Genomic DNA, 22,862 nt, shown 5'->3' on the forward strand with positions numbered 1-22,862 from the left:
CGAACTTAGCTAACTTTAAAATTGACAACGTTTTCAATAATCTAGTAGAATAAAAAAAGAAACGTAAACGTTTACGTGAAGAAGGATGAAAAAAATGAGACCGACGATTAAAGATGTTGCAAGAGAAGCAAGTGTTTCCGTTGCAACAGTTTCCAGAATTGTAAATGGTTTGCCGGGATATTCTGAAGCAACCAGAAGGAAGGTTGCAGAGGTTATTCAAGAACTGGGCTATAAGCCGAATGCTGTGGCACGGAACCTGGTAAACAGGAAAACTAACACGATTGGCGTCCTTTTGCCGCAGCTGTCGTCCAGCTTTTCAGCCAAGCTCCTTCACGGTATCGAAAAAGTCGCTCAGGAACATCAATACAGTGTGATTATTTGCAATACCGATTCAAATGGAAAAAGAACAATGGATTATTTAAATCTTCTTAGAGAAAAGCAAGTGGAAGGTATTCTTTTTGCCAGTGAGCATTTGAATGAAGACTATTACGAGGCCATTGCCGCTATGGATATTCCAGTGCTTGCCGTTGACGCTCACTCTGATTATGAAACCATCCCGTTTATTAAAGTAAATGATGAAGAAGCGGCCTATGCTGCAGCAAACTATCTCATCCAAAAAGGACATAAAAGCATAGGTATGATCAGCGGCACAAAGGATGATCCGATTTCAGGAGCACCGCGTGTTAAAGGGTTTTTAAAAGCACTGGCAGAGCACGATATACTCCCGGAGCCGAATTTAATTGAGTACGGAGATTTTGGATTTAAAAGCGGATACGAAGCAATGGGCAGACTGCTCAAAAAAAATCCATACTTAACCGCCGTCTTTGCTGCGAGTGATGAAATGGCACTTGGTATTTTCTCTTTTTGCTATGAAAAAGGAATCAGCATTCCTGCCGATTTATCAGTGATCGGCTATGACGATACCCAAGTAGCCGAAATGTCGACACCTCCACTGACCACCATTCATCAGCCTATAGAAAAAATGGGCGTGGACGCTGCAGAGAGTTTAATCAAATTAATCAAAAATGAACCTGTTGAAAGCAAATATGTTCCTTTTTCCTTAATGGAGAGAGATTCAGTGATCAATTTAAAATAAGGGGGAGAAATAGAATGGAGAAAAAGTGGTGGAAAGAAGCGGTTGTTTATCAAATCTATCCAAGAAGCTTTATGGACAGCAATGGGGATGGAATTGGAGATATCAGGGGAATCATCTCGAAGCTTGATTATTTAAAAGAACTAGGGATAGATGTGGTTTGGCTTTCGCCTGTCTACAAATCCCCTAATGATGATAATGGCTATGACATTAGTGACTACAGGGATATAATGGACGAATTTGGAACAATGGCGGATTGGGAAGAAATGCTTGCTGAAATGCATAACAGAGGCATTAAGCTGATGATGGACCTGGTTGTAAACCACTCTTCAGATGAGCATGCCTGGTTTGTGGAGTCGAAAAAATCCAAAGACTGCGAATACCGTGACTACTATATCTGGCGTCCTGGTAAAGACGGTCATGAGCCAAACAACTGGGAATCGGTATTCAACGGCTCGGCTTGGAAATATGACGAACAAACAAACGAATATTTTCTCCATATTTTTTCTCAAAAGCAGCCTGACCTTAACTGGGAAAACGAAAAGGTCAGAAAAGAAGTCTATGACATGATGAATTTCTGGATCGATAAAGGCGTTGACGGATTCAGAATGGATGTGATCAACTTTATCTCCAAAGTAGAAGGCCTTCCGGACGGTGAAACCGTTGAAGGAAAAAAGTATGCTTCCGGCTCTGACTATTTCATGAACGGACCCCGCATCCATGAATTCCTGAGTGAAATGAACAGAAAAGTCCTTTCCAAACATGACCTGATTACTGTCGGTGAAATGCCTGGTGTCAGTCCTGAAGAAGGAATTCTATATACAGATGATTCCCGAAATGAACTGAATATGGTTTTTCAATTTGAACATATGGACCTTGATACAGAAGAAGGCAAAAATAAATGGTATTACAAACAGCTTGATTTAAGAGACTTAAAGGCAACCATGGCAAAATGGCAGACAGGCCTTGAAGGGAAAGGCTGGAACAGTCTTTACTGGAACAACCATGATCAGCCGCGTATCGTTTCAAGGTTTGGCGATGACAAGGTATACCGGGTTGAGTCATCAAAAATGCTGGCCACATGTCTTCATATGATGCAGGGCACTCCTTACATTTATCAAGGAGAAGAAATCGGGATGACTAATGTTCAATTTGGCGACATCAGCTTCTACAAAGATATCGAAACATTGAACATGTATAATGAGCGGGTAAATGACACAAAAGAAGCACCAGAAGAAATTATGGCGTCCATCTATCGCAAAGGCCGCGATAATGCAAGAACTCCAGTTCAATGGGACGAATCTGAAAATGCCGGTTTTACCGAAGGAACTCCATGGCTTGGTGTTAATCCGAATTACCCTGAAATCAATGCCAAAAATGCAATCGAGGATCCACGGTCTGTATTCCACTATTACAAAAAGCTGATCCAATTACGGAAAGATCATGAAATTATCGTATACGGAAGCTTCGAGCTGCTGCATCCGGATCATCCTGAAATTTTCGCCTATATAAGGACTCTTGGTGACGAAAAGCTTCTTACAGTGACAAATTTCTCGGGAAATAATCCGGACTTCAAACTGCCAGAAAAAATCGAAGGCACTTTTGAACTGCTGATCAGTAATTATGAAACAGATGATGGAACTCCTGAAGAATTCGAGCTTAAACCTTGGGAAGCCAGAGTTTATAAATGTAAAGCCTAAAGATGAAAAACGCCCTTAATCAGGCGTTTTTTCATCTTTTTCCCATCTGTTTAACACAGCTGCATTTGCCGTATTTCCCAATACATTCAACAAGGTGCGGAATCCATCTGTTAGCCGGTCAATCCCTGCAACAAGAGCAATGCTTCAAGAGGAAGCCCTGCAGCAGTAAGAACAGTGGTCATCATAATAATACCTGCCCCAGGGACCCCTGCAGTACTGAACGAAACAATCATGGCGGTGACCATAATCGTGAAAATTATAGAAGGTGTTAGCGGCACATTGTATAACTGGGCCACAAACAAGGCAGTAAAGCCTTGCAAAATAACTGCGCCATCCCTCTTTAACGCAGTCCCCATCGGAATCGCAAAGCTCGCTATTTCATCTCTCATCCTAAACTCACTCCGTGCATTTTCAATAGCAACCGGAAGAGCAGCATTCGAACTCGCGGTACCAAATGCAATACCGAATGAAGGAGAAAAGCTTTTCCAAAATCGCTTTGGAGAAATTTTCAGCACACCTAAGATAAGGAAATAAACAAGCACCATAACAACAAAAATAAGGCCGGCAATATAAAAAATCAATTTTTGAACCAATCCAAACCCTTGTGTAGCAATAACTGAACAAATTAAGGCAAAAACACCTATTGGTGAAAGCTTTAGAATGATCGTTATAATTTTTTCAATAATCGAATGAAAACTTTCGAGGTTTTTCCAGGGGCCAGTCCCTAACTAAGTTAAAGCGCTAAAACTATGTCCCCTATACCTTTCACCCCTTGAGAGAGAAGGGAGGTGAAGAACAATTCTATGTCCCTTCATGCTTTAAAGCGAAAAGGGACAGGAACCATTTAAGAGTCACCTGTCCCTATCTTTGTTAAAATACTAAAGCTCTGTCCCTGTATAGAGCAATACCATGAAAAACAAGAGGATTTTATTAGTTGCCTCTGTCCCCACAGCTATTAAAGCAATGGGGGACAGGAATCACTTTTGAAAGGTGCCTGACCCCACTTGGGTTAATACGTTAATTAGCTAAGAATAGGACGAAAGTAAAAAAATCCTATACAAAACTTTCAAATAACCTCCAAAAAAACAATCTTTAGATTGCGAAAGGAATTCAGACTGAACTTGACGAAATATACTCTTTCGAAAAAATAATTTGAGAAAGGGTCGTTATATGTCACGGAAACCAAGACAGTGGAAACCAGGAACAACTTAACACATTATTGCAAGAGGAAACAGAAAAGCCCCACTTTTTTTACACCCGTCAGATTGGAAGAAATACCTTGACCTGCTTGAAAAAGTTCGCAAAAAATATCCCTTCTATCTCCACGCATATTGCCTCATGAACAACCACATTCATCTGCTCATTGAAACCATAGAAGATCCTTTGGGAAATATTTTTCAAGCCTTTCATTCTAGTTATGCCATTTACTTTAATACAAAGTACAACTACACAGGGCATTTATTTGAAGGCCGCTACAAATCTTTACTGATAAAAGACAATCGCCAATTACTTGATGTTAGTGCTTATATTCATTTAAATCCGGTTCAAGCCAAAATTGTCGGATCTGCAGCCGATTACCTATGGAGCAGCTACCGTTCCATCATTTTAAAACAACAAAATCCGCATATTAAGAAAACAACACTGCTATCACATTTCAAAGAGCCACGTGAGATTGGGTATCAGCGCTTTGTCGAAAAGTCTGCATGGCTGAAAAACAATAAGACTATAACTGAAAAATAACCCATTGAAAAAGACAGCGGTCCAAGCTGTCTTTTTGTTTTAACGCATTAACGCGATGGGGTCAGGTTGCTTTAAAATTCGGTTCCTGTCCCCCAGTGCTTTAATACATTAAAGATGTGTCCCTGTTTTAAAAAAGTTTTGATATTAAAGGCTTGAGGGGAGCATTACCCCTGTCCTTTATTTTATTAGCGAGCTAGGGGACAGGGGCTATACTTTAAGCACTTGTCCCTCATTACATTAGTGAGTGAAAGACATGTCCCCGATGAAGCAAAGCGTTGTTTCATATGGGATTGACCAGTATAGAGGGTGTCCCCTGTTGCTTTAAAGGAATAGGGGACAGGAGCAAGTTGATTAAGAGGACCTGCCCGATAAATACAACACCCAAACCCCGCAAAAACCCCATTCACCCACCACTCTCTCCAGCCAATCCATAAAAAAACATCTGCAGCAGCTCTTTCGTCACCTGATTCCGGGTATCGTAATTCATAATAAATTCAGGGTGTTTATATGCTTCATTTGTAAACGAGTTGATGAAGAACATAACTGTTTCAAGTGAGAGATCCTTGTGGATCACTCCTTCCTTCTTGCCGAGTTCAATAAATTTCTGGAAAAAAGGAATGCTGTGCTTACTTTCATATTGAATTACCAGGTTTTTGATTTCGCCTTCATCATGAAGGATGTAGTCATAGAGATTATCGTTGAGGCTGTTTGCCACTTCTATCTTATTTTTCATCAGGTGTTCAATTTTCTCTTTAAAAGAGATATTTTTTTCGAGTAATTCGTTATAAAAATGCATTTGTTCTTCAAAAAACGTTTTTAAGACATCCAGAAGGAGAGCTTCTTTGCTTCCGAAGTAGTTATAGATGGTCACTTGGGAGACGTTTGCTTTTTTGGCGATGTCGTGTATGTTGACCTTTTGAACACCGTATTGGGAGAAAAGCGTAAAAGCCGCTTTTTTAATTTGAGTCATTTTGAGCTGCCTTCGCCGTTCGAAACCGTTCATATTGTCACCTCACGTTTATAGTAAATAAAATAATGAAATAATTCAATTGATTAATTTCAAAATTGATTTCGTAAAAAAATCCCTATCAAGAGATTTTTTACTAAGTAACCTTAAGCTTTTTTTGGATCATACTATCTTTTGAAAGGGGAGGTTTATTTTGAATACATTAAACAATGTGATGTCGAAAAATGTTATTTCAATTTCTTCTAATCAGTCTATCCAGGAAGCAGCTTCTTTAATGAGCCAGCACAACATTGGTGCTCTTCCTGTTGTCGATAATGGCGCTCTTCAAGGTATCATTACAGACCGCGATATAACATTGCGTTCGACAGCTCAAGGTGAAGCAAGCCAAACACCTGTTTCTCAGGTCATGTCTTCTGATATTGTTTCAGGAAATCCTGGAATGAGCATGGAAGAGGCTTCTCAGCTTATGGCAACGAAACAGATTCGCCGTCTTCCTGTAGTGGATAACAATAACCTTGTTGGGATGGTAGCGTTAGGAGACCTTGCAACAAGCCAGGCTTCCAATGAATCAGCAGGAAGTGCCCTTTCCAACATTTCTGAGAAAAACGAAACACGCTAACAAATGGAGGCACTTGCTTTAGGCAAGTGCTTTTCTTTTCATTGATCATTCCCGCATAATAGAAGGAGATGACAAAAAGGAGCTGATTGTATGATAAAGGCGATTATTTTTGATTTTGATGGTCTTATTTTGGACACAGAAAGCCGGGAGTACGAGGCGCTTCAGGAGATTTTTAAGGAGCATGAATCAGATCTTCCTCTATCTGTATGGGGGAAGGGAATCGGAACACATTCCGGTTTTGATCCGTTTACATATTTAGAAGAACAGATCGAAAAAAAGCTTGATCAAGAACGCTTGAGAAAAGACTGGAGTACCCGTTTTGAGAAGAGTATTTCAGAGGAAAAGCCTCTGCCGGGTGTAGAAGGTTATCTTTTAGCAGCTAAGGAGCTGGGACTGAAAATTGGTCTTGCTTCAAGCAGCCGTTACGAGTGGGTTTCAAGACATTTAAAGAACATTGGCCTTTTCGAACATTTTGAATGCATTAAAACTTCTGATGATGTAGAAAAAGTAAAGCCGGATCCGGCTCTTTATCTTGAGGCCGCAAAGTGTTTGAATGTGAAGCCTGAAGAGTGTCTAGCATTTGAGGATTCGGTTAACGGCTCTATGGCTGCCAAAAAAGCAGGAATGGCCTGTGTAATTGTGCCGAATAGTGTAACAAAGGAGCTTGAGTTTAAGGATTTTGATCATAGACTGGAATCGATGGCTGAGATTGAACTGGCAGCGCTCTTGGATACAATTAGCGGGAAAAAGGATTAATTTTACGTAAATCAGGGTAAAAAAATTCATGGTATAAATCAATTTAATAAAAGGTTTTATGGCTTTTTTCTCAGGAAAAACAGCCTTTTATAAAGGAGTGGCACCTGATGTCTGAGGAATTGGATTTAAAAAAATTTGAAAAAAAGATGATGATTCGAAACATCGAACACAAGGATATTGATGATATTATCAGATTGCAGGAAAAATGCTTTCCCGGGATGGTTCCGTGGAAAAGGGAGCATTTAGAGAGCCATTTGGAGCAATTTCCAGAAGGCCAGTTTTGTGCTGAATTTGAAGGGAAGATTATTGGTACTTGTTCAAGCTTGCTTGTGAATTTTGACGAATATGATGACAGGCACTCATGGGATGATATAACGGATAATGGCTACATTACGAATCATAATCCGGATGGGTACAACATGTACGGGATTGAAGTTATGGTTCACCCGGATTACCGGAGAATGAAAATCGGTTACCGCCTTTATGAGGCGCGCAAGGAGCTGGCAAGGCTTCTGAACTTAAAAAGCATCATTATCGGAGGAAGAATTCCGAATTACCATAAATATGCCGATGAGTATACACCACGGGAATATGTAGAAGAAGTTATTCACCATAAAATATATGATCCTGTGCTGTCTTTCCAGCTGATGAATGAATTTACCCTGATGAGGATTAATCCGAATTATTTGGAGGATGATCTCGCATCAAATAAATATGCAACTTTGATGGAATGGAATAATGTAGATTATCATCCTAATTCAAAGCGTTATTTTAAGACGTCTTTCCCAGTAAGAATATGTGTTGTTCAGTATCAAATGAAGCTGATCAATTCCTTTGAGGAATTTGCGACACAGGTGGAATATTATACAGATGTAGCTTCAGATGCAGCTGCGGATTTCGCTGTTTTTCCTGAACTGTTTACAACGCAGCTGATGTCGTTTGCTCACGAGAAAACACCGAGCCTTTCGATCAGAAGACTGACTGAGTTTACGGAAGACTATATTAATTTGTTTACAGAGCTTGCAGTAAAGTACAACATTAATATTATTGGCGGTTCGCATGTCGTTGAGGAGGAAGACGGCGATATTTATAACATTGCTTACCTTTTCAGAAGAGATGGTACAATTGAAAAACAATATAAAATTCATATTACACCGAATGAGCGAAAATGGTGGGGAATCAGCCCTGGAGATGAAGTACAGGTGTTTGATACCGATTGCGGTAAAATTGCCATTCAAATCTGCTATGACATTGAGTTTCCGGAGCTTGCCCGCATAGCGACTGATAAAGGGGCGAAAATTATTTTCACTCCATTCTGTACAGAAGACAGACAAGGCTACCTGCGCGTCCGTTATTGTGCTCAGGCCCGCGCGGTGGAAAACCAGGTGTACACCGTTATTTCCGGAACAGTTGGAAACTTGCCGCAAACAGAAAACATGGATATTCAATATGCCCAATCTGCTATTTTTTCTCCATCAGACTTTGAGTACGCGAGAGATGGTATTGTAGGAGAATGCAACCCGAATATCGAAATGGTTGTCATTGGGGATGTGGATCTTGAAATTCTGCGCCGCCAGCGTCAATCAGGAACTGTCCGTCAATTGAGGGACAGGAGAAGAGACTTGTATTACATCAATTACAATGATGTTAGGAAATAATAGGATCGCCTGGCTGCAGATGCGGTCAGGCTTTTTTAAATTTCTATCTCTTTTCCTAGTTTATGATATATTCATTTTAAACAAATTGAAAATTTAGAGAAGAATTGTCCAAGGGGAGAGCAGTATGAAAAAAATATTTTTTCCTTTGACGTTCTTCTTGCTTTCCGGATGCAGTTTAACAAATGCAAGTACAGATACTAATCTGCGTACAATGAAAGACGTGCGGAATGCCTTTAAAGAAGAGGGAACAGAATTAACACAGACCCGCGGCCGAGAAACATCCATTTTTTATCAGACTTTAGAGGGAGCCCTTCCCGAGGTTTATATTGACGGTAAGAATAAATATTACATTTATGTTTATCCATCTTGAACCGGTGCTTGCTGCAGATGAATTTGAAAAGAATACATCAGAAATGAATACGGCAAGTTTTACAATGTATAACAAAGACATTCTCATTATTAATTCGTACCCTGGAGAAGAAAAAACAGAAAAGGATCCGAGTATGGAAAGGATTCAAGAAACACTTGAACCTCCGGAATCATTTTTGCCATACACCACTCGGAATGTGTTTATTTTTATGTCTGAAAAATTGCTTGCTTTTAGAGAAAAAGGGTAAAACAATAAGATAGAAGATTAGCAAAAAAACGATGTTGGCGCTGCCGATGCGTAAATAAAAGGTGTGTTGCAGATGTGTTTTAGTGATCAGCGCGTCCTTCCTGCTATAAGGAACATGAAGCAATTTGAGCGGTTTCTTGATAGTCCCTTTGAATATGGCGTGCTGCTTGATACGAATATTGGCCAATTGAAAGGGATCATCCGGGCATCGAACGCTGCAGGCAAAAAGATGCTGATTCATATTGATTTGATTCATGGATTAAAAAATGATGAGTATGCAGCAGAATATATTTATCAGGAAATAAAGCCTGCAGGCATTATTTCAACGAGGTCAGTTGTGATAAAAAAAGCAAAGCAGAGGGGCATTTATGCTGTACAAAGGCTTTTCTTGCTGGATACGAGTGCGATGAAAAAGAGCCTTGAGCTGATTTTAAAGACCCAGCCTGATTATATTGAAGTGCTTCCTGGATTGGTCCCAAGTCTTATACAAGAAGTCATTCAGCATACGTCTATTCCTGTTCTTGCAGGAGGTTTTGTGAAGACGCTGGAAGAGGCAGAACAGGCTTTAACAGCTGGTGCTGTCGCGGTAACTTCTTCCTGTACAGACTTGTGGGAGGAGTATTCGAAGAAGCCAGTCTAAATGGTTGACAACGTTTTCAGATAGCGTTACCATTGTAGCAAGTTAATAACTGTGACGGAGAATTGGAGATCCACAATGATGCCTTACATTTCGTAGGGCTAATTGTGGATTTTTTTATTCATAAGTTAGGGATACTGAAGTTATCATGGACAATAAGGTCCTTTTTCCATCACAGAATTTGACATAACATGGAGGGATAGTCATGTCCACATTTTGGGCTGAAGTGATCGGCACAATGGTGTTGATTGTGCTTGGCGGAGGAGTTTGTGCAGGCGTCAATTTAAAAAAATCCTTTGCTGAAAATTCAGGATGGATTGTTATTACGTTTGGATGGGGACTTGGGGTAGCAATGGCCGTATATGCTACCGGACAAATCAGCGGAGGGCACTTTAATCCAGCAGTAACCCTAGCTCTCGCTATAACAGGTGATTTCCCTTGGGCGAGCGTACCGATGTATCTCCTCGCTCAGATGATTGGAGCTTTTCTTGGAGCATGTATCGTTTATCTTCATTACCTTCCTCATTGGAAGGAGACAGAAGATCCTGGAGTAAAGCTTGGGGTTTTCTCAACAGGACCGGCTATTCCAAATATATTTGCGAACTTTCTTAGTGAAGTAATAGGTACTTTCATTTTAATTACAGGAATTTTATCATTCGGAGGGAATAAATTTACAGATGGCTTAAATCCTCTGATTGTTGGTTTCCTTGTTGTCGCTATCGGATTATCCCTTGGGGGAACAACTGGCTATGCGATTAATCCGGCAAGGGATTTAGGCCCAAGAATTGCCCACTTTGTTTTGCCGATCGCCGGAAAGGGAACATCCAACTGGGGCTACGCTTGGATTCCTGTTGCAGGGCCTTTAGCAGGAGGGGCCTTTGCAGCTGTCTTTTATAACGCTGCTTTTAAGGGCATTGTAAATTCTTCATTCTGGATTGTAAGCGCTATTCTAGTTGTTTTGCTTATTGCGGTATTTTTTGCAGGAAAACGAAGCAGCGCTTCACATATGAAATCACCATCTTACTAAAAGTAAGGATCAGTTAAAACTAAATGTTGATTTTGGCATCCTGTTGATTGGTGCAGAAGGCGTGAGACTCCTGCTTAGAAAAACGAGTCAAGTGAGACCCCTCAAGACTGAGAGGAGACTCCCGGACCGCCTGCAGCGGAAATCAGCAGTCGAGTTTAATAACAGTGCTAAAAGAAAAAAATTAACGAAAACTGCGGGAGGGTTTGTTTTATGGAAAAGTTTATTTTATCCCTTGATCAAGGTACTACAAGTTCAAGAGCCATTTTATTCAACAAAAAAGGTGAGATCGTCCATTCGGCTCAAAAGGAATTTAAGCAATATTTTCCGAAGCCAGGCTGGGTTGAGCATAATGCAAGTGAAATCTGGGGATCTATTTTAGCCGTAATCGCAACTTGTTTGTCAGAATCGGGAATAGATGCTAAACAAATTGCCGGCATTGGAATTACCAATCAGCGGGAAACAACGGTTGTATGGGATAAGAATACCGGGAAGCCTGTATACAACGCCATCGTCTGGCAGTCGAGACAAACAGATCCGATTTGTGAAGAGCTTGATGAAAAAGGCTATGGGGACAAAATCAGAGAAAAAACAGGATTATTAATTGATGCTTATTTTTCCGGTACTAAAGTGAAATGGATTCTTGATAATGTGGAAGGAGCCAGAGCGAGCGCTGATAAAGGCGACTTGATTTTCGGAACAATCGATACTTGGCTGATCTGGAAGCTTTCCGGCGGAAAAGCACATGTGACAGACTACACCAATGCGTCAAGAACAATGATGTATAATATCCATGAATTAAAGTGGGACGACGAGCTGCTTGAAATGCTGGATATTCCTAAATCCATGCTTCCTGAGGTTAAGGGATCATCCGAGGTTTATGCCAATACAGTCAATTATCATTTCTTTAACCTAGAAGTGCCGATTGCCGGGGCTGCAGGAGATCAGCAGGCAGCTTTGTTCGGCCAGGCATGCTATAAAGAAGGAATGGCCAAAAATACGTATGGTACTGGCTGCTTTATGCTGATGAATACAGGGGAAAAAGCGATTACCTCCAAACATGGTCTATTGACTACGATTGCATGGGGCGTGAACGGAAAGGTCGAATATGCTCTTGAAGGAAGTATTTTCGTTGCAGGATCTGCTATTCAGTGGCTTCGAGACGGCATGCGGATGCTGAAAAATTCAAAAGACAGCGAAGCTTATGCTACAAGAGTCACTTCTACAGAAGGAGTATATGTTGTACCGGCATTTGTTGGCCTTGGAACGCCTTATTGGGACAGCAAAGTAAGAGGAGCTGTTTTCGGACTGACAAGAGGGACTTCTAAGGAGCATTTTATCCGTGCTACACTGGAATCTCTCGCTTATCAAACAAAGGATGTTTTAGATGCTATGGAAGCAGATTCAGGTATACCGGTTAAAATGCTCCGTGTAGACGGAGGCGTTGTTAAAAATAACTTCCTGATGGAATTCCAAAGCAACCTGCTTAATGTTCCGGTTGAAAGACCTGTGATTAATGAAACGACTGCGCTCGGCGCTGCCTATCTTGCCGGTCTTGCAGTCGGCTACTGGAAAGACACGAATGAAATTGCTGAGCTGTGGAACAGCGACAAGAAATTTGAGCCGGATATGGAGGATAAAGAGCGAGAAGATCTGTATGATGGCTGGAAAAGAGCAGTTAAAGCAGCTCAAGCTTTTAAATAATGAATAAATATGTTATGATGAGAACAAGTTAATAGAAGAACGGTTGGAGAGAAGGAGAGACCGCAGCACTAGAGCAAAATGAAATATTTGCTTTAGATTGTTGTGGTCTCTTTTTGTTTTTTTCACCGGGCATTTTATAGGAGGCGAAGGTTAAATGGTTCAACATTTTTCCAGTTTGCAGCGTGATGAGTTTTTTACAGAAATGACAAGGGAAAAATATGATTTATTTGTTATAGGCGGAGGTATTACAGGTGCAGGGATTGCTCTTGATTCAGCTTCCCGCGGAATGAAAGTAGCTCTTGCCGAAATGCAGGACTTTGCTGCAGGAACTTCCAGCCGCTCAACGAAACTCGTCCATGGGGGACTTCGGTATTTAAAACAGTTTGAAGTAAAAATGGTAGCTGAGGTAGGTAGAGAGCGCGCGATTGTGTACGAGAACGGACCTCACGTAACAACTCCAGAGTGGATGCTATTACCGATGCATAAAGGCGGCACATTCGGCAAATTCTCGACTTCGATCGGTCTTAAAGTATATGACACGCTTGCTGCGGTTAAGCGCAGAGAACGCCGTAAAATGCTGAATGTAAAGGAAACATTGGCAAAGGAACCGCTTGTAAAGCATAAAGGGCTGAAAGGCGGCGGCTATTACGTTGAATATCGGACAGATGATGCCCGTTTAACTATAGAAGTTATGAAAGAAGCCGTAAGATACGGAGCACTTCCTGCAAACTATGCGAAGGTCGAGAGCTTCCTTTATGAAAAGGGTAAAGTCATCGGCGTAAATTTAGTGGATGTACTGACTGGTAAAACATATGAGGTGTTTGCCGATAAAATCGTGAATGCAACAGGGCCATGGGTAGATACACTGCGTGAAAAGGATCATTCGAAAGAAGGCAAGCACCTACAGCTGACTAAAGGGATCCACCTTGTATTCGATCAGTCTGTCTTTCCGTTAAAACAGGCCGTTTACTTTGATACTCCAGATAAACGGATGGTCTTTGCCATTCCGCGTGAAGGCAAAACGTATGTCGGTACAACAGATACAGTGTACAAAGAAGATATCAAACATCCAAGAATGACAGTGGCAGATCGGGATTATGTGGTAGATGCGATTAATTATATGTTCCCCGATCTTACCATTACGGTCGATGATGTGGAATCAAGCTGGGCAGGATTGCGTCCGCTGATTCATGAAGAAGGCAAGGATCCTTCTGAAATCTCCCGGAAGGATGAAATCTGGACAAGCAAATCAGGTTTAATCACGATTGCAGGCGGAAAGCTCACTGGATATCGCAAAATGGGTGAGCACATTGTGAATATTGTAGCCCAAAGACTAAAAGAAGAGTATGGGAAAACCTTTGGAACGTGCAAAACGAAAAACATGCCTGTATCAGGAGGGCATGTCGGAGGTTCTGCCGGATTCGTCCATTTCCATGAAACAAAAACAAGAGAAGGCATTCAGCTTGGCCTGACTGAAAAACAGGCCACTGTTATGGCAAGAAGATACGGTTCCAATATTGACCGCCTATATGAAATTCTTCCGGAAGTAAGAAAGCATGCTGAGCGGTTTAAAATGCCTGATTATGTAGCAGCAGAAGCAGAATATGCCATTACAGAAGAAATGACGGCCACACCGGCTGATTTTTTTGTCAGACGCACGGGCTCTGTCTACTTTGATATCAACTGGGCCAAAAAATACAAAGAACCGGTTATCAGCTATATGGCGGACAGGCTGAAATGGTCTGAGGATCAGAAAGAAACCTATACAAGAGAACTGGATGTTCTGATTCACGACGCTCAGGTGCCGCTTGAAAAGACAGAAGAAGAGCATCATTAAGAGGAAAAATTGAGGGCGATAGCCCTCTATTTTCTGCCCCTCACCAATAAGAATAAATTTCCATTAAATTATAAACAGGTTGAATAAGCTGAGTCGTCCAGCGAAAGCAGCCTAGCCCGAGTCTTTAGGTCATAAGCCGTTCATCCTGAGAATGTGGAACGCCTTTTTCCGGCTGACCGTTTTATGCTTGCCTTAGGCTGAACAAGGTACGCGCTTTTCGTTGTCCAGCACAAGCGCCTAGCCCCTCGAGTCGCTTCGAAAAATCCCCAACAGTCAAAACCGGACTTTTCGTGATTTTTCTCCAGCGCTTGCCTTAGGCTGTTCAAGGCGATTGCGCTTTTCTTAATGGCAGAGGGAAATAAAAGAGATATAAGCAATACTTTTTTATGCTAAAATAATACATGGATCTCATTCATTTTGAAGGAATTTTACCTAATTATGAAGAATTAAGAGAAATGGATGAATCAATAAATCTTCGCATAATCGGGAGGTAAAGGATGAGCTGGAAAACGAACTACGAACGCTGGAAGAACAAAAAAGACATTGATTCCGAATTGCTTGGCCTGCTTGCTGAACATGAGCACGATGATAAGTTCTTAGAAGAATTATTTTATAAAAACCTGGAATTTGGAACAGGCGGCATGCGCGGTGAAATTGGACCCGGCATTAACCGGATGAACCTCTATACTGTGCGGAAGGCTTCTGAAGGCCTTGCAAGATACATAGAATCCCACGGAGAAGAGGCGAAAAAACGCGGAGTTGCGATCGCTTATGACTCTCGCCACAAATCGCCTGAATTCGCCATGGAAGCAGCAAAGACCCTTGCAACGCACGGCATTCAAACATACGTATTTAATGAGCTGCGCCCGACACCTGAGCTTTCATTTGCTGTACGCTATTTGAATGCTTTCTCAGGAATTGTCGTTACAGCGAGCCACAACCCGCCGGAATATAATGGCTATAAAGTTTACGGTAATGACGGCGGACAGCTGCCTCCGGCTGCTGCAGATGAAGTGATCGCAAGAGTAAATGAAATTGAAGACGAGCTTTCCATTGAGGTAAAAGATGAAAGCAGACTGAAAGAAGCAGGACTCATCAAAATGATCGGTGACGAAATCGATGCGGAATATACGAAAAAACTATTGACGATTTCTGTCAATCAAGAGATTTCTCCGAATACAGATGTCAAGGTCGTATTCACTCCGCTTCACGGAACAGCGAACATTCCTGTCCGCCGCGGTCTTGAAGCATTTGGCTATCAGAATGTAACCGTTGTAAAAGAGCAGGAAAAGCCTGATCCGAACTTCTCAACAGTCAAATCACCGAATCCTGAAGAGCATGCAGCGTTTGAACTGGCGATTCAGGAAGGCAAGAAGATTGATGCTGATATTCTGATTGCAACGGATCCCGATGCTGACAGACTTGGCATCGCAGTGAAAAATGAAGCGGGCGAGTATGTTGTTCTGACTGGTAATCAGACCGGAGCCCTTCTTTTGCATTACCTTCTTTCTGAGAAAAAAGAAAAAGGCATTCTGCCGGAAAACGGCATTGTGCTGAAAACCATTGTGACATCCGAGCTAGGACGAGAAATTGCCTCTTCTTTTAATTTGGCAACGCTTGATACATTAACTGGTTTCAAATTCATCGGTGAAAAAATCAAGGAATTCGAGCAAACAGGCGAGTATACATTCCAATTCGGATATGAGGAAAGCTACGGCTATCTAATCGGCGACTTTGCGCGCGACAAAGATGCGGTTCAAGCGGCTCTGCTTGCTGTAGAAGTATGCTCTTATTACAAGAAAAAAGGCATGACGGTTTATGAAGGTCTTCTAAACATTTTTGCTGACTACGGATACTTCCGTGAAGGGCTTAAATCCCTTACTCTTAAAGGAAAAGAAGGAGCAGAGCAGATTCAGGAAATCCTTTCCGCATTCCGCTCTAATCCGCCTAAAGAGATTGCAGGCAAACAAGTCACTGTTATTGAAGATTACAAAACGGCTGAACGCATGCTTATTAAAGCAGGCGAAAAAGAAACCATTGACCTGCCAGCTTCCAATGTTTTGAAATACTATCTGGAGGATGGCTCATGGTTCTGCCTGCGTCCTTCAGGAACAGAGCCTAAAGTGAAGTTCTACTTTGCTGTAAAAGGCACTTCACTTGAGGACAGCGAGCTCCGTTTGAAACATTTGAATGAAGCAGTAATGGCGATTGTGGATGAAATCATTCAGCAGCCGACAAAATAAGAAATGCAAAACAACAGCACGCCCTAAAGCGTGCTGTTTTCCTATTTTAGCCGTTTTGAGAGAAAATTAGCAATTGGCACCTTCTCTTAAAATTTGCAGCTGACTCATTCTATTTAAGTACCAAATTAATTTTTCTGGCAGCCTTCCAGCTTCTTTTCAAGATCCCCCATCCATAATAAAAACTTCAATTCGTTCTCCTGTTTTTGTGCTGATATCGCTATGGCTTGAAAGCACTCTGCATTCTGTATATTTTTCCACAATCTCTTCAAATTGCGTGCTGTACATTTCTCTCAGAAGCTGTCGCATCCGTTTCACAAGCTTCCTGCCGTTATCATTCCTGACCAGATGTTTTTCTTCAACTGTAAAAACCCCTTTGAAACGAGTAATCACCATATCGCCAACGATATAGGTTCTGGCTTCCTGCGGTCCCCGTCAGATTAATTCTCTTTGAAATTTTATGAGTGCTTCGCTATAACGTCCAGCAAGCTCATTCAGCTCCCTTTACTGTCAGTCTGGGCAGTCCACAAAATCAAGGTTTGCCGAATGGCAAAAGGGTTCTGTCGTTTCAAAGCTGCTCCGCATGACACGCCATCTTGATGTACTGGTCGTCGCTGATCAGGTCAGGGAATTGATGAAGCCAGGTTTCGAGCTATAGCTGAATTGGGTACTATCTAAATTATATGACGATAGTAAACGCTGAATCAAAAGTTGAACGGGGGAACCACTTTGCAGCAGCCGCTGCTGGGGTGAATTTCTTTAAAAGAATAGGGCACCTCTTAGCCCGAATCCGACAGCTAACCTCGTAAGCGTTTTGGGAGGGTTTATTATGCAATCAGAGAAAGATAAATAATGTGTATTTTTTACCCCATTTAGTTAAAAACTCAAAAGAAAAGGGAGAAACTATACATGAAAGAAGCGGCAGTCTCAAAAAATGGCACAATCCTGAAAACGAAAAAAACAAAAGCCAAAACCGGTGAATTAAAAAGAGGTCTTGGTTCAAGACAAATATCAATGATTGCAATTGGCGGTTCCATTGGAACAGGACTTTTCGTAGCAAGCGGGGCCTCCATTGCGGGTGCTGGTCCAGGAGGGGCATTAGCTGCATACGCGATCATTGGCTTTATGGTTTACCTTTTAATGACAAGCCTCGGAGAAATGGCTACCTATATGCCTGTAACAGGCTCATTCAGCACTTATGCATCCAGATTTGCCGATCCGGCTCTTGGTTTTGCTCTTGGCTGGAATTACTGGTTCAGCTGGGCAGTAACACTCGCTGTTGAAACCTCTGCTGCAGCCCTTGTGATGAAATATTGGCTGCCGGATGTTCCTTCATTTGTTTGGAACGCTCTGTTTCTTGCTATTATTCTTGGACTTAATTTGATGTCTGTTAAGAACTATGGTGAAGCCGAGTACTGGTTTTCCATGGTAAAAGTGATTGCTATTTTAGTTTTTATTGTGGTTGGTTTTCTCATGATTTTCGGAATTATGAGCGGACATAGTGCCGGCTTTAGCACATTTACAACAAAAGATGCGCCGTTTCATGGCGGGTTTCTTGCTGTTATCGGAATTTTCATGGTAGCGGGATTCTCTTTTCAGGGAACTGAGATTGTGGGAATCGTTGCAGGAGAAAGCGACAATCCGAAAAAGAATGTACCGAAGGCCATCAGACAAGTTTTCTGGAGAATCCTTTTGTTTTATTTGCTGACCATCCTGATTATCGGCATGATCATTCCCTTTACAGATAGCAGATTGTTAAATGAAGATGTTGGCAAGATCGCAATGAGCCCATTTACTTTAGTTTTTGAACGGGCAGGTATCGCCGTTGCAGCCTCTGTAATGAACGCCGTGATTTTAACCTCTGTCTTATCGGCAGGAAATTCAGGAGTTTATGCAGCAACAAGGATGCTATGGGTTATGGCAAAAGAAAAGCAAGCACCAAAATCTTTAGCAAAAGTAAGCAAAAACGGTGTTCCGGTATATGCCTTATTAACAACCATGGCGGTTGGATTTGCAGCCTTTTTAAGCTCATTTTTCGGTGAAGGAAAAGTCTTTTTGTGGCTTTTAAATATTTCAGGCCTGACAGGTTTCATCGCTTGGTTTGGGATTGCGATCTCTCATTATCGTTTTAGAAAAGCCTACATGGCTCAAGGAAAAGATGTGGACAAGCTCGTCTATAAAGCAAAATGGTTCCCGCTAGGACCGCTTCTAGCTGCAGGTCTGTGTTTGTTCATTATCTTTGGCCAGAATTATAAAGCCTTTTTCTCTGCACACATTGACTGGCAGGAAATTCTTGTTTCTTATGTTAGTATTCCTGCGTTTGTAATTATCTGGCTTGGATACAAATTTATTAAAAAAACGAAATGGATTCCGCTGAAGGATGTTGATCTGGAAAATGGAAGACATGAGTGAGAATAAAGACAGGGACTTCGTTTTTGGAAGTCCCTGCTTCATTTTTAGACAGGCTTATTTTAAACATTGTTGCTTTCTAATCTGTATTAGAGTATCGCTGACCAATATATAGCTGCGAATTTTAAAAAAAGATGCCACGAGTAAGTCTCTATAACGTGTTCTAAGATAGTGCGAATAGCAGCAATCTCTGAGAAAACAGCCTTTAGAAAAGTGTCGTAAATAGAAGATAAGCATTCAATACAGCAATCACACCAGCAACTGCCCATGCCAGAATTTTCACAAAAGCGGAATTCGCAAATTCGCCCATTTTCCTTTTATCACTCGTAAACATTACGAGCGGGATGACCGCAAAGGATAGCTGCAGTGATAGAATAACCTGACTAAGAATCAGAAGATCAGAGGTTCCCTTTTCCCCGTATAGAAGTGTCACAATAACAGCGGGAACGATCGCGATAAACCGGGTCACAAGCCTTCTGACCCAAGGTTTTAACCTGAGATTCAGGAAACCTTCCATCACAATTTGACCTGCAAGCGTTCCTGTTAAGGTGGAATTCTGTCCTGACGCAAGCAGTGCTACTCCAAAGAGAATGCTTGCAATTCCGGTACCAAGCACCGGACCCAGAAGCTTGTAAGCATCCTCGATTTCAGCAACTTGTGTATGACCATGCTGGTAAAAAGCTGATGCAGCGAGGATCAGTATCCCTGCATTAACGAATAAAGCAAGCATCAGAGCAATGGTGGAGTCGATGAAGGAAAATCGGATCGCTTCTTTTTTTCCTGCAGGTGAATCTTCGTATTGCCGGGTTTGAACGATGGATGAGTGCAAATACAGGTTATGCGGCATTACGGTAGCACCTAAAATACCAAGTGCGATAAAGAGCATTTGCGGATTCTTGACAATTTCTCCGTCTGGTACGAATCCTTTTACCATCTCTTTCATATCAGGCTGTGACATAATAAGCTCGGCTCCGAAACAGATGGTGATTGTAGATATTAAGACAATGACGATGACTTCGATGTACCTGAAGCCTTTACTCTGAAGGAATAAAATAAGTAAAATATCAAACGCTGTAATGCATACACCCCATACCAATGGAATGTGGAACAATAAATTAAGCGCAATGGCTGCTCCAATTACTTCTGCGAGGTCACAGGCAGCAATGGCAAGCTCACATAGGATCCAGAGAACAAATGAGACAGGTTTGCTAAAGGAATCTCTGCAAGCCTGAGCCAAATCTCTGCCAGTTACTATACCAAGCTTAGAGGCAAGACCTTGAAGCAATATAGCCATAAAATTAGAAATTAAGATAACGTACAATAGCGAATAGTTATAGGCAGAACCTCCGGCAAGCGAAGTTGCCCAGTTCCCAGGGTCCATATATCCGACTGCCACTAAATAACCTGGTCCCATAAAAGCCAGGAGCTTGCGAAAGAAGGATCCGTTTTTCGGAACAGCCATTGTTTTGTGAACTTCCCTGAGGCTTGGTTCTCCTTTTTCTTGTTTCCAGCCAGAGGAAGTTTTTTTTTCTTTGGTAAATTCAGACTCACTCATAGACGTTCTCCTCTGTTTAAAGTATCTCTCTATTTCTTAATATTCACTATGAACAAAAATGTTTCTTGCTTCCTGTTATTTAATTTTACCTAAGGCAACTTTTTAGGTCAAATATAAAACTTTATGATAAGGGGAATATTTGTGGGGGAAGTAAAGTTGGAGGAGTCTCATTTAGTTGACTGAATCTTTTGCGTAGTGCAAAATTAATCATTGAAAGACAAATTTCTATATCATCATGCGGGAAACCTGCCAGATATTTTTTCTGGCATTGGTTACAAGGAGGAAATCGGACGATGAAGATCACTGTTCTAAGCGGAGGACCGCGAAAAACTGGCCGCACGAAAATTGCAGCTAACTATATTGCAGAAAAGTTCAACACAGAGCTGGTTGACTTGAGCGAGCTCATCTTGCCTGTGTTTACAGGTGAAGAAAGCCAGTATGAAAATAAAGCAGTCAAAGAACTTCAGGAAAAAGTAAGAGCCGCGGAAGGGATTGTCCTGCTTTCACCCGAATATCATGGCGGGATGAGTGGTGCATTAAAAAACGCACTCGATTTCCTGAACAGTGAATATTTTGCCCAGAAATCTGTTGCCCTATTAACAGTTGCAGGCGGAGGCAAAGGCGGAATTAATACATTGAATCAGCTTCGTGTGATTATGAGAGCCCTCTATGCGAACGCTATTCCAAAGCAGCTCGTCCTAGATCCGCATTGCTTCAACAAAGAAGAAGGCAAACTATTTGATGAACCGGCAGCTCTTGTGAAACAGCTGATGGATGAACTGACACTATATACGAAAGTAACCAATCAAATAAGAACGGAAAATGCCTGACGGTTGTCAGGTTTTTTTAAAAGATAAGAAAGTATAAAATTTACGTCGTTCTACAGGACTTGGTACTGTGGTATTTTCAATTTATGGAGATAAATATTTTAAAACGTATCTTTTTTGATGAACAACGTCATTGGGATCAATTCGTTCAAAAACACCGAGGAAAAATTCATCCCATTGTTTTAAAGAAAGTCGAAAAATTCCGTGGCTGCGGAAATCCTGCAAATGGGTTCAAGCTATTTGTTTGTGAAGGCTGCCATGACGTTCGCCGAGTGCCTTACCGGTAAATGAGCAGCATAGGGAAATGTGGCACCGTTAAACAGTGTCTATTCTTTTTGAACGGGCAAACTGGTTCTAACTCGCCTTAGTTTTCTTTCGATTTTTAAAAAAGGCAATAATTAAAAGCAAAACAGGTATGAAGACCTGCAAAGGGAGGTGAAGGTAGATCGGAACAATTTTCAATCCTTCTTCAAGGTGTTCGGGGAAACTGCTTGCAATAGAAATAGAAAGGATCAATGCAGCTAATCCGACCGGAAATGCCATACTTGAGGGCGTCTTTATTTTAAATAGACTTGATGTTCCTATAACTGCGGCGTATAAATAGATGCCTATTTTAAAGAATCCGCCAATGATTAAGGCAATCATAAAGAAAATATCCAAACGTTCCAGAAATTCTGCAACTTGGATCATTTGAATGGTACTGAGCAGAGGAAACATGGATCGCTCTGTGAGGTTTGCCCCCAGTACTGCTACGTTGACTGCCATAACAATAGCCAGGTTGAAACCACTTAGGCCTATTCCAATAATGCCGGCCCACTTAGCGTGTTTTGGCTCATTGATATATGGAAGGATCATCGTAAAAGCAATAGCCTCTCCGAATGGAATATAAAGCGTTTCTTTTAAAAATACTTCAAAAACTTTGCTGAACCCATTTTCCATAACAGGTTTTAAATTATTCACATCAATTAAGCCGGAAAAGACAATTAAGATAAAGCCGATAATTGCAAGAAAGTACATTAAGGCCAGCAGCAGTTCTCCGGTCCTGGCAACCACCTCTATTCCTTTCCGTACTGTGTAAATGATAGAAAGCATTAGCAGGGCATTGGCAATGAATATGGGGGTTTCTGGATAGGCGAAGGTCAGCAGCATTTCACCGAAGTCCCTTAGCACCCTTGCAGCTAAATAGGCAAAATACAGAATATAAATATAGGAGAGAATATTGCCAGGAATGCTGCCGATGATTTTTGGAATATAGGAAGTTAGGAGGAGATCCGGATAATACCGGTAGAGCTTATAAAAAACGAGAAAGAGGAGGATCCCCCCTCCTGTTCCTAAAAGTATTGGAAACCATGCATCCTGATGGGCCTGAATGGCAAGAGGCACTAATAAAGAACTGCCAAGCTCAAACAGCATCATTAGGACAAAGAATTGGTATTTGCTGATTTTGGCCTTCTCCATAGAAAATTCTCCCTTCTCGAAT

General features: G+C 41.5%; 18 protein-coding genes, 3 pseudogenes and 1 riboswitch. Of the genes and pseudogenes, 16 read left to right on the top strand and 5 right to left on the bottom strand.

The features are described from left to right. The first annotated feature begins 94 nt into the window (after positions 1-94). Positions 95-1,096, top strand: a complete 1,002-nt coding sequence (locus ACOT8F_RS03155) for a LacI family DNA-binding transcriptional regulator (protein WP_421650104.1) — start codon at positions 95-97, stop codon at positions 1,094-1,096. 14 nt (positions 1,097-1,110) lie between these two features. Further along, positions 1,111-2,793: a glycoside hydrolase family 13 protein gene (locus tag ACOT8F_RS03160; RefSeq protein WP_421650105.1), complete on the top strand. Its 1,683-nt coding sequence runs from the start codon at positions 1,111-1,113 to the stop codon at positions 2,791-2,793. A gap of 110 nt (positions 2,794-2,903) precedes the next feature. Here ACOT8F_RS03160 and ACOT8F_RS03165 read toward each other — a convergent pair. After that, positions 2,904-3,485: pseudogene (locus ACOT8F_RS03165) on the bottom strand (dicarboxylate/amino acid:cation symporter); the annotation flags it as partial. Positions 3,486-4,011: 526 nt separating this feature from the next. Between ACOT8F_RS03165 and ACOT8F_RS03170 the strand changes: the two are divergent. Further along, positions 4,012-4,533, top strand: coding sequence for a transposase (locus ACOT8F_RS03170; RefSeq protein WP_421650472.1), 522 nt, complete (start codon positions 4,012-4,014; stop codon positions 4,531-4,533). 403 nt (positions 4,534-4,936) lie between these two features. Here ACOT8F_RS03170 and ACOT8F_RS03175 read toward each other — a convergent pair whose 3' ends face one another. Then, positions 4,937-5,503 (bottom strand): TetR/AcrR family transcriptional regulator, encoded by a 567-nt coding sequence (locus ACOT8F_RS03175; protein ID WP_421650106.1) that lies wholly within the window; start codon positions 5,501-5,503, stop codon positions 4,937-4,939. A gap of 211 nt (positions 5,504-5,714) precedes the next feature. Between ACOT8F_RS03175 and ACOT8F_RS03180 the strand changes: the two genes are divergently transcribed. The 10 genes from ACOT8F_RS03180 to ACOT8F_RS03225 all read left to right on the top strand — a co-directional run bounded on the left by ACOT8F_RS03180 (position 5,715) and on the right by ACOT8F_RS03225 (position 16,594). Further along, entirely contained in the window at positions 5,715-6,119 is a 405-nt protein-coding gene (locus ACOT8F_RS03180) for a CBS domain-containing protein (protein WP_421650473.1), read from the top strand. 90 nt (positions 6,120-6,209) lie between these two features. Further along, positions 6,210-6,875 (top strand): HAD family hydrolase, encoded by a 666-nt coding sequence (locus tag ACOT8F_RS03185; protein ID WP_421650107.1) that lies wholly within the window; start codon positions 6,210-6,212, stop codon positions 6,873-6,875. A gap of 107 nt (positions 6,876-6,982) precedes the next feature. Beyond that, the gene (locus tag ACOT8F_RS03190; protein WP_421650108.1) at positions 6,983-8,533 is read left to right on the top strand and encodes a GNAT family N-acetyltransferase; all 1,551 of its coding nucleotides are present in this window, start codon (positions 6,983-6,985) and stop codon (positions 8,531-8,533) included. Positions 8,534-8,657: 124 nt separating this feature from the next. Further along, positions 8,658-8,903 carry a hypothetical protein gene (locus ACOT8F_RS03195; RefSeq protein ID WP_421650109.1) on the top strand — a complete coding sequence of 82 codons (246 nt, stop codon included), beginning with the start codon at positions 8,658-8,660 and terminating at the stop codon, positions 8,901-8,903. Continuing rightward, positions 8,860-9,150 (top strand): hypothetical protein, encoded by a 291-nt coding sequence (locus ACOT8F_RS03200; protein WP_421650110.1) that lies wholly within the window; start codon positions 8,860-8,862, stop codon positions 9,148-9,150. The genes ACOT8F_RS03195 and ACOT8F_RS03200 overlap by 44 nt, the downstream gene beginning before the upstream one ends. Before the next feature lie 72 nt (positions 9,151-9,222). Then, positions 9,223-9,789: a glycerol-3-phosphate responsive antiterminator gene (locus ACOT8F_RS03205; RefSeq protein WP_421650111.1), complete on the top strand. Its 567-nt coding sequence runs from the start codon at positions 9,223-9,225 to the stop codon at positions 9,787-9,789. Positions 9,790-9,991: 202 nt separating this feature from the next. Then, positions 9,992-10,813, top strand: a complete 822-nt coding sequence (locus ACOT8F_RS03210) for an MIP/aquaporin family protein (protein ID WP_421650112.1) — start codon at positions 9,992-9,994, stop codon at positions 10,811-10,813. A gap of 210 nt (positions 10,814-11,023) precedes the next feature. After that, a complete protein-coding gene (gene glpK / locus ACOT8F_RS03215; RefSeq protein ID WP_421650113.1) occupies positions 11,024-12,514 on the top strand; it encodes a glycerol kinase GlpK in 1,491 nt (496 codons plus the stop codon). Between the two features lie 154 nt (positions 12,515-12,668). After that, complete coding sequence (locus ACOT8F_RS03220) at positions 12,669-14,351, top strand: glycerol-3-phosphate dehydrogenase/oxidase (RefSeq protein WP_421650114.1); 1,683 nt, start codon at positions 12,669-12,671, stop codon at positions 14,349-14,351. Positions 14,352-14,848: 497 nt separating this feature from the next. After that, positions 14,849-16,594 carry a phospho-sugar mutase gene (locus ACOT8F_RS03225; RefSeq protein WP_421650115.1) on the top strand — a complete coding sequence of 582 codons (1,746 nt, stop codon included), beginning with the start codon at positions 14,849-14,851 and terminating at the stop codon, positions 16,592-16,594. A gap of 125 nt (positions 16,595-16,719) precedes the next feature. Here the strand turns inward: ACOT8F_RS03225 and ACOT8F_RS03230 are convergent. After that, a pseudogene (locus ACOT8F_RS03230) lies at positions 16,720-17,089 on the bottom strand (Na-translocating system protein MpsC family protein). A gap of 189 nt (positions 17,090-17,278) precedes the next feature. Beyond that, positions 17,279-17,418, top strand: a riboswitch (cyclic di-AMP (ydaO/yuaA leader). An 82-nt stretch (positions 17,419-17,500) separates the two neighbouring features. Between ACOT8F_RS03230 and ACOT8F_RS03235 the strand changes: the two are divergent. Continuing rightward, positions 17,501-19,003, top strand: coding sequence for an amino acid permease (locus ACOT8F_RS03235; RefSeq protein WP_421650116.1), 1,503 nt, complete (start codon positions 17,501-17,503; stop codon positions 19,001-19,003). A 202-nt stretch (positions 19,004-19,205) separates the two neighbouring features. Here the strand turns inward: ACOT8F_RS03235 and ACOT8F_RS03240 are convergent, their stop codons facing one another. Continuing rightward, complete coding sequence (locus ACOT8F_RS03240; RefSeq protein WP_421650117.1) at positions 19,206-20,555, bottom strand: Nramp family divalent metal transporter; 1,350 nt, start codon at positions 20,553-20,555, stop codon at positions 19,206-19,208. Positions 20,556-20,848: 293 nt separating this feature from the next. Here ACOT8F_RS03240 and ACOT8F_RS03245 point away from each other — a divergent pair, with 293 nt between their 5' ends. Both ACOT8F_RS03245 and ACOT8F_RS03250 read left to right on the top strand, forming a co-directional pair. Then, positions 20,849-21,385, top strand: coding sequence for an NADPH-dependent FMN reductase (locus ACOT8F_RS03245; protein WP_421650118.1), 537 nt, complete (start codon positions 20,849-20,851; stop codon positions 21,383-21,385). 83 nt (positions 21,386-21,468) lie between these two features. Continuing rightward, positions 21,469-21,666 (top strand): annotated as a pseudogene (locus ACOT8F_RS03250) (transposase zinc-binding domain-containing protein); the annotation flags it as partial. A 70-nt stretch (positions 21,667-21,736) separates the two neighbouring features. On the opposite strand, the gene ACOT8F_RS03255 reads toward ACOT8F_RS03250, so the two are convergent. Beyond that, positions 21,737-22,840 carry a GerAB/ArcD/ProY family transporter gene (locus tag ACOT8F_RS03255; protein WP_421650119.1) on the bottom strand — a complete coding sequence of 368 codons (1,104 nt, stop codon included), beginning with the start codon at positions 22,838-22,840 and terminating at the stop codon, positions 21,737-21,739. Positions 22,841-22,862: the final 22 nt, after the last annotated feature.

It is taken from the genome of Chryseobacillus diguaensis (assembly GCF_049220665.1).
In the GTDB taxonomy this organism is placed as follows: Bacteria; Bacillota; Bacilli; order Bacillales; family Bacillaceae; genus Metabacillus_B.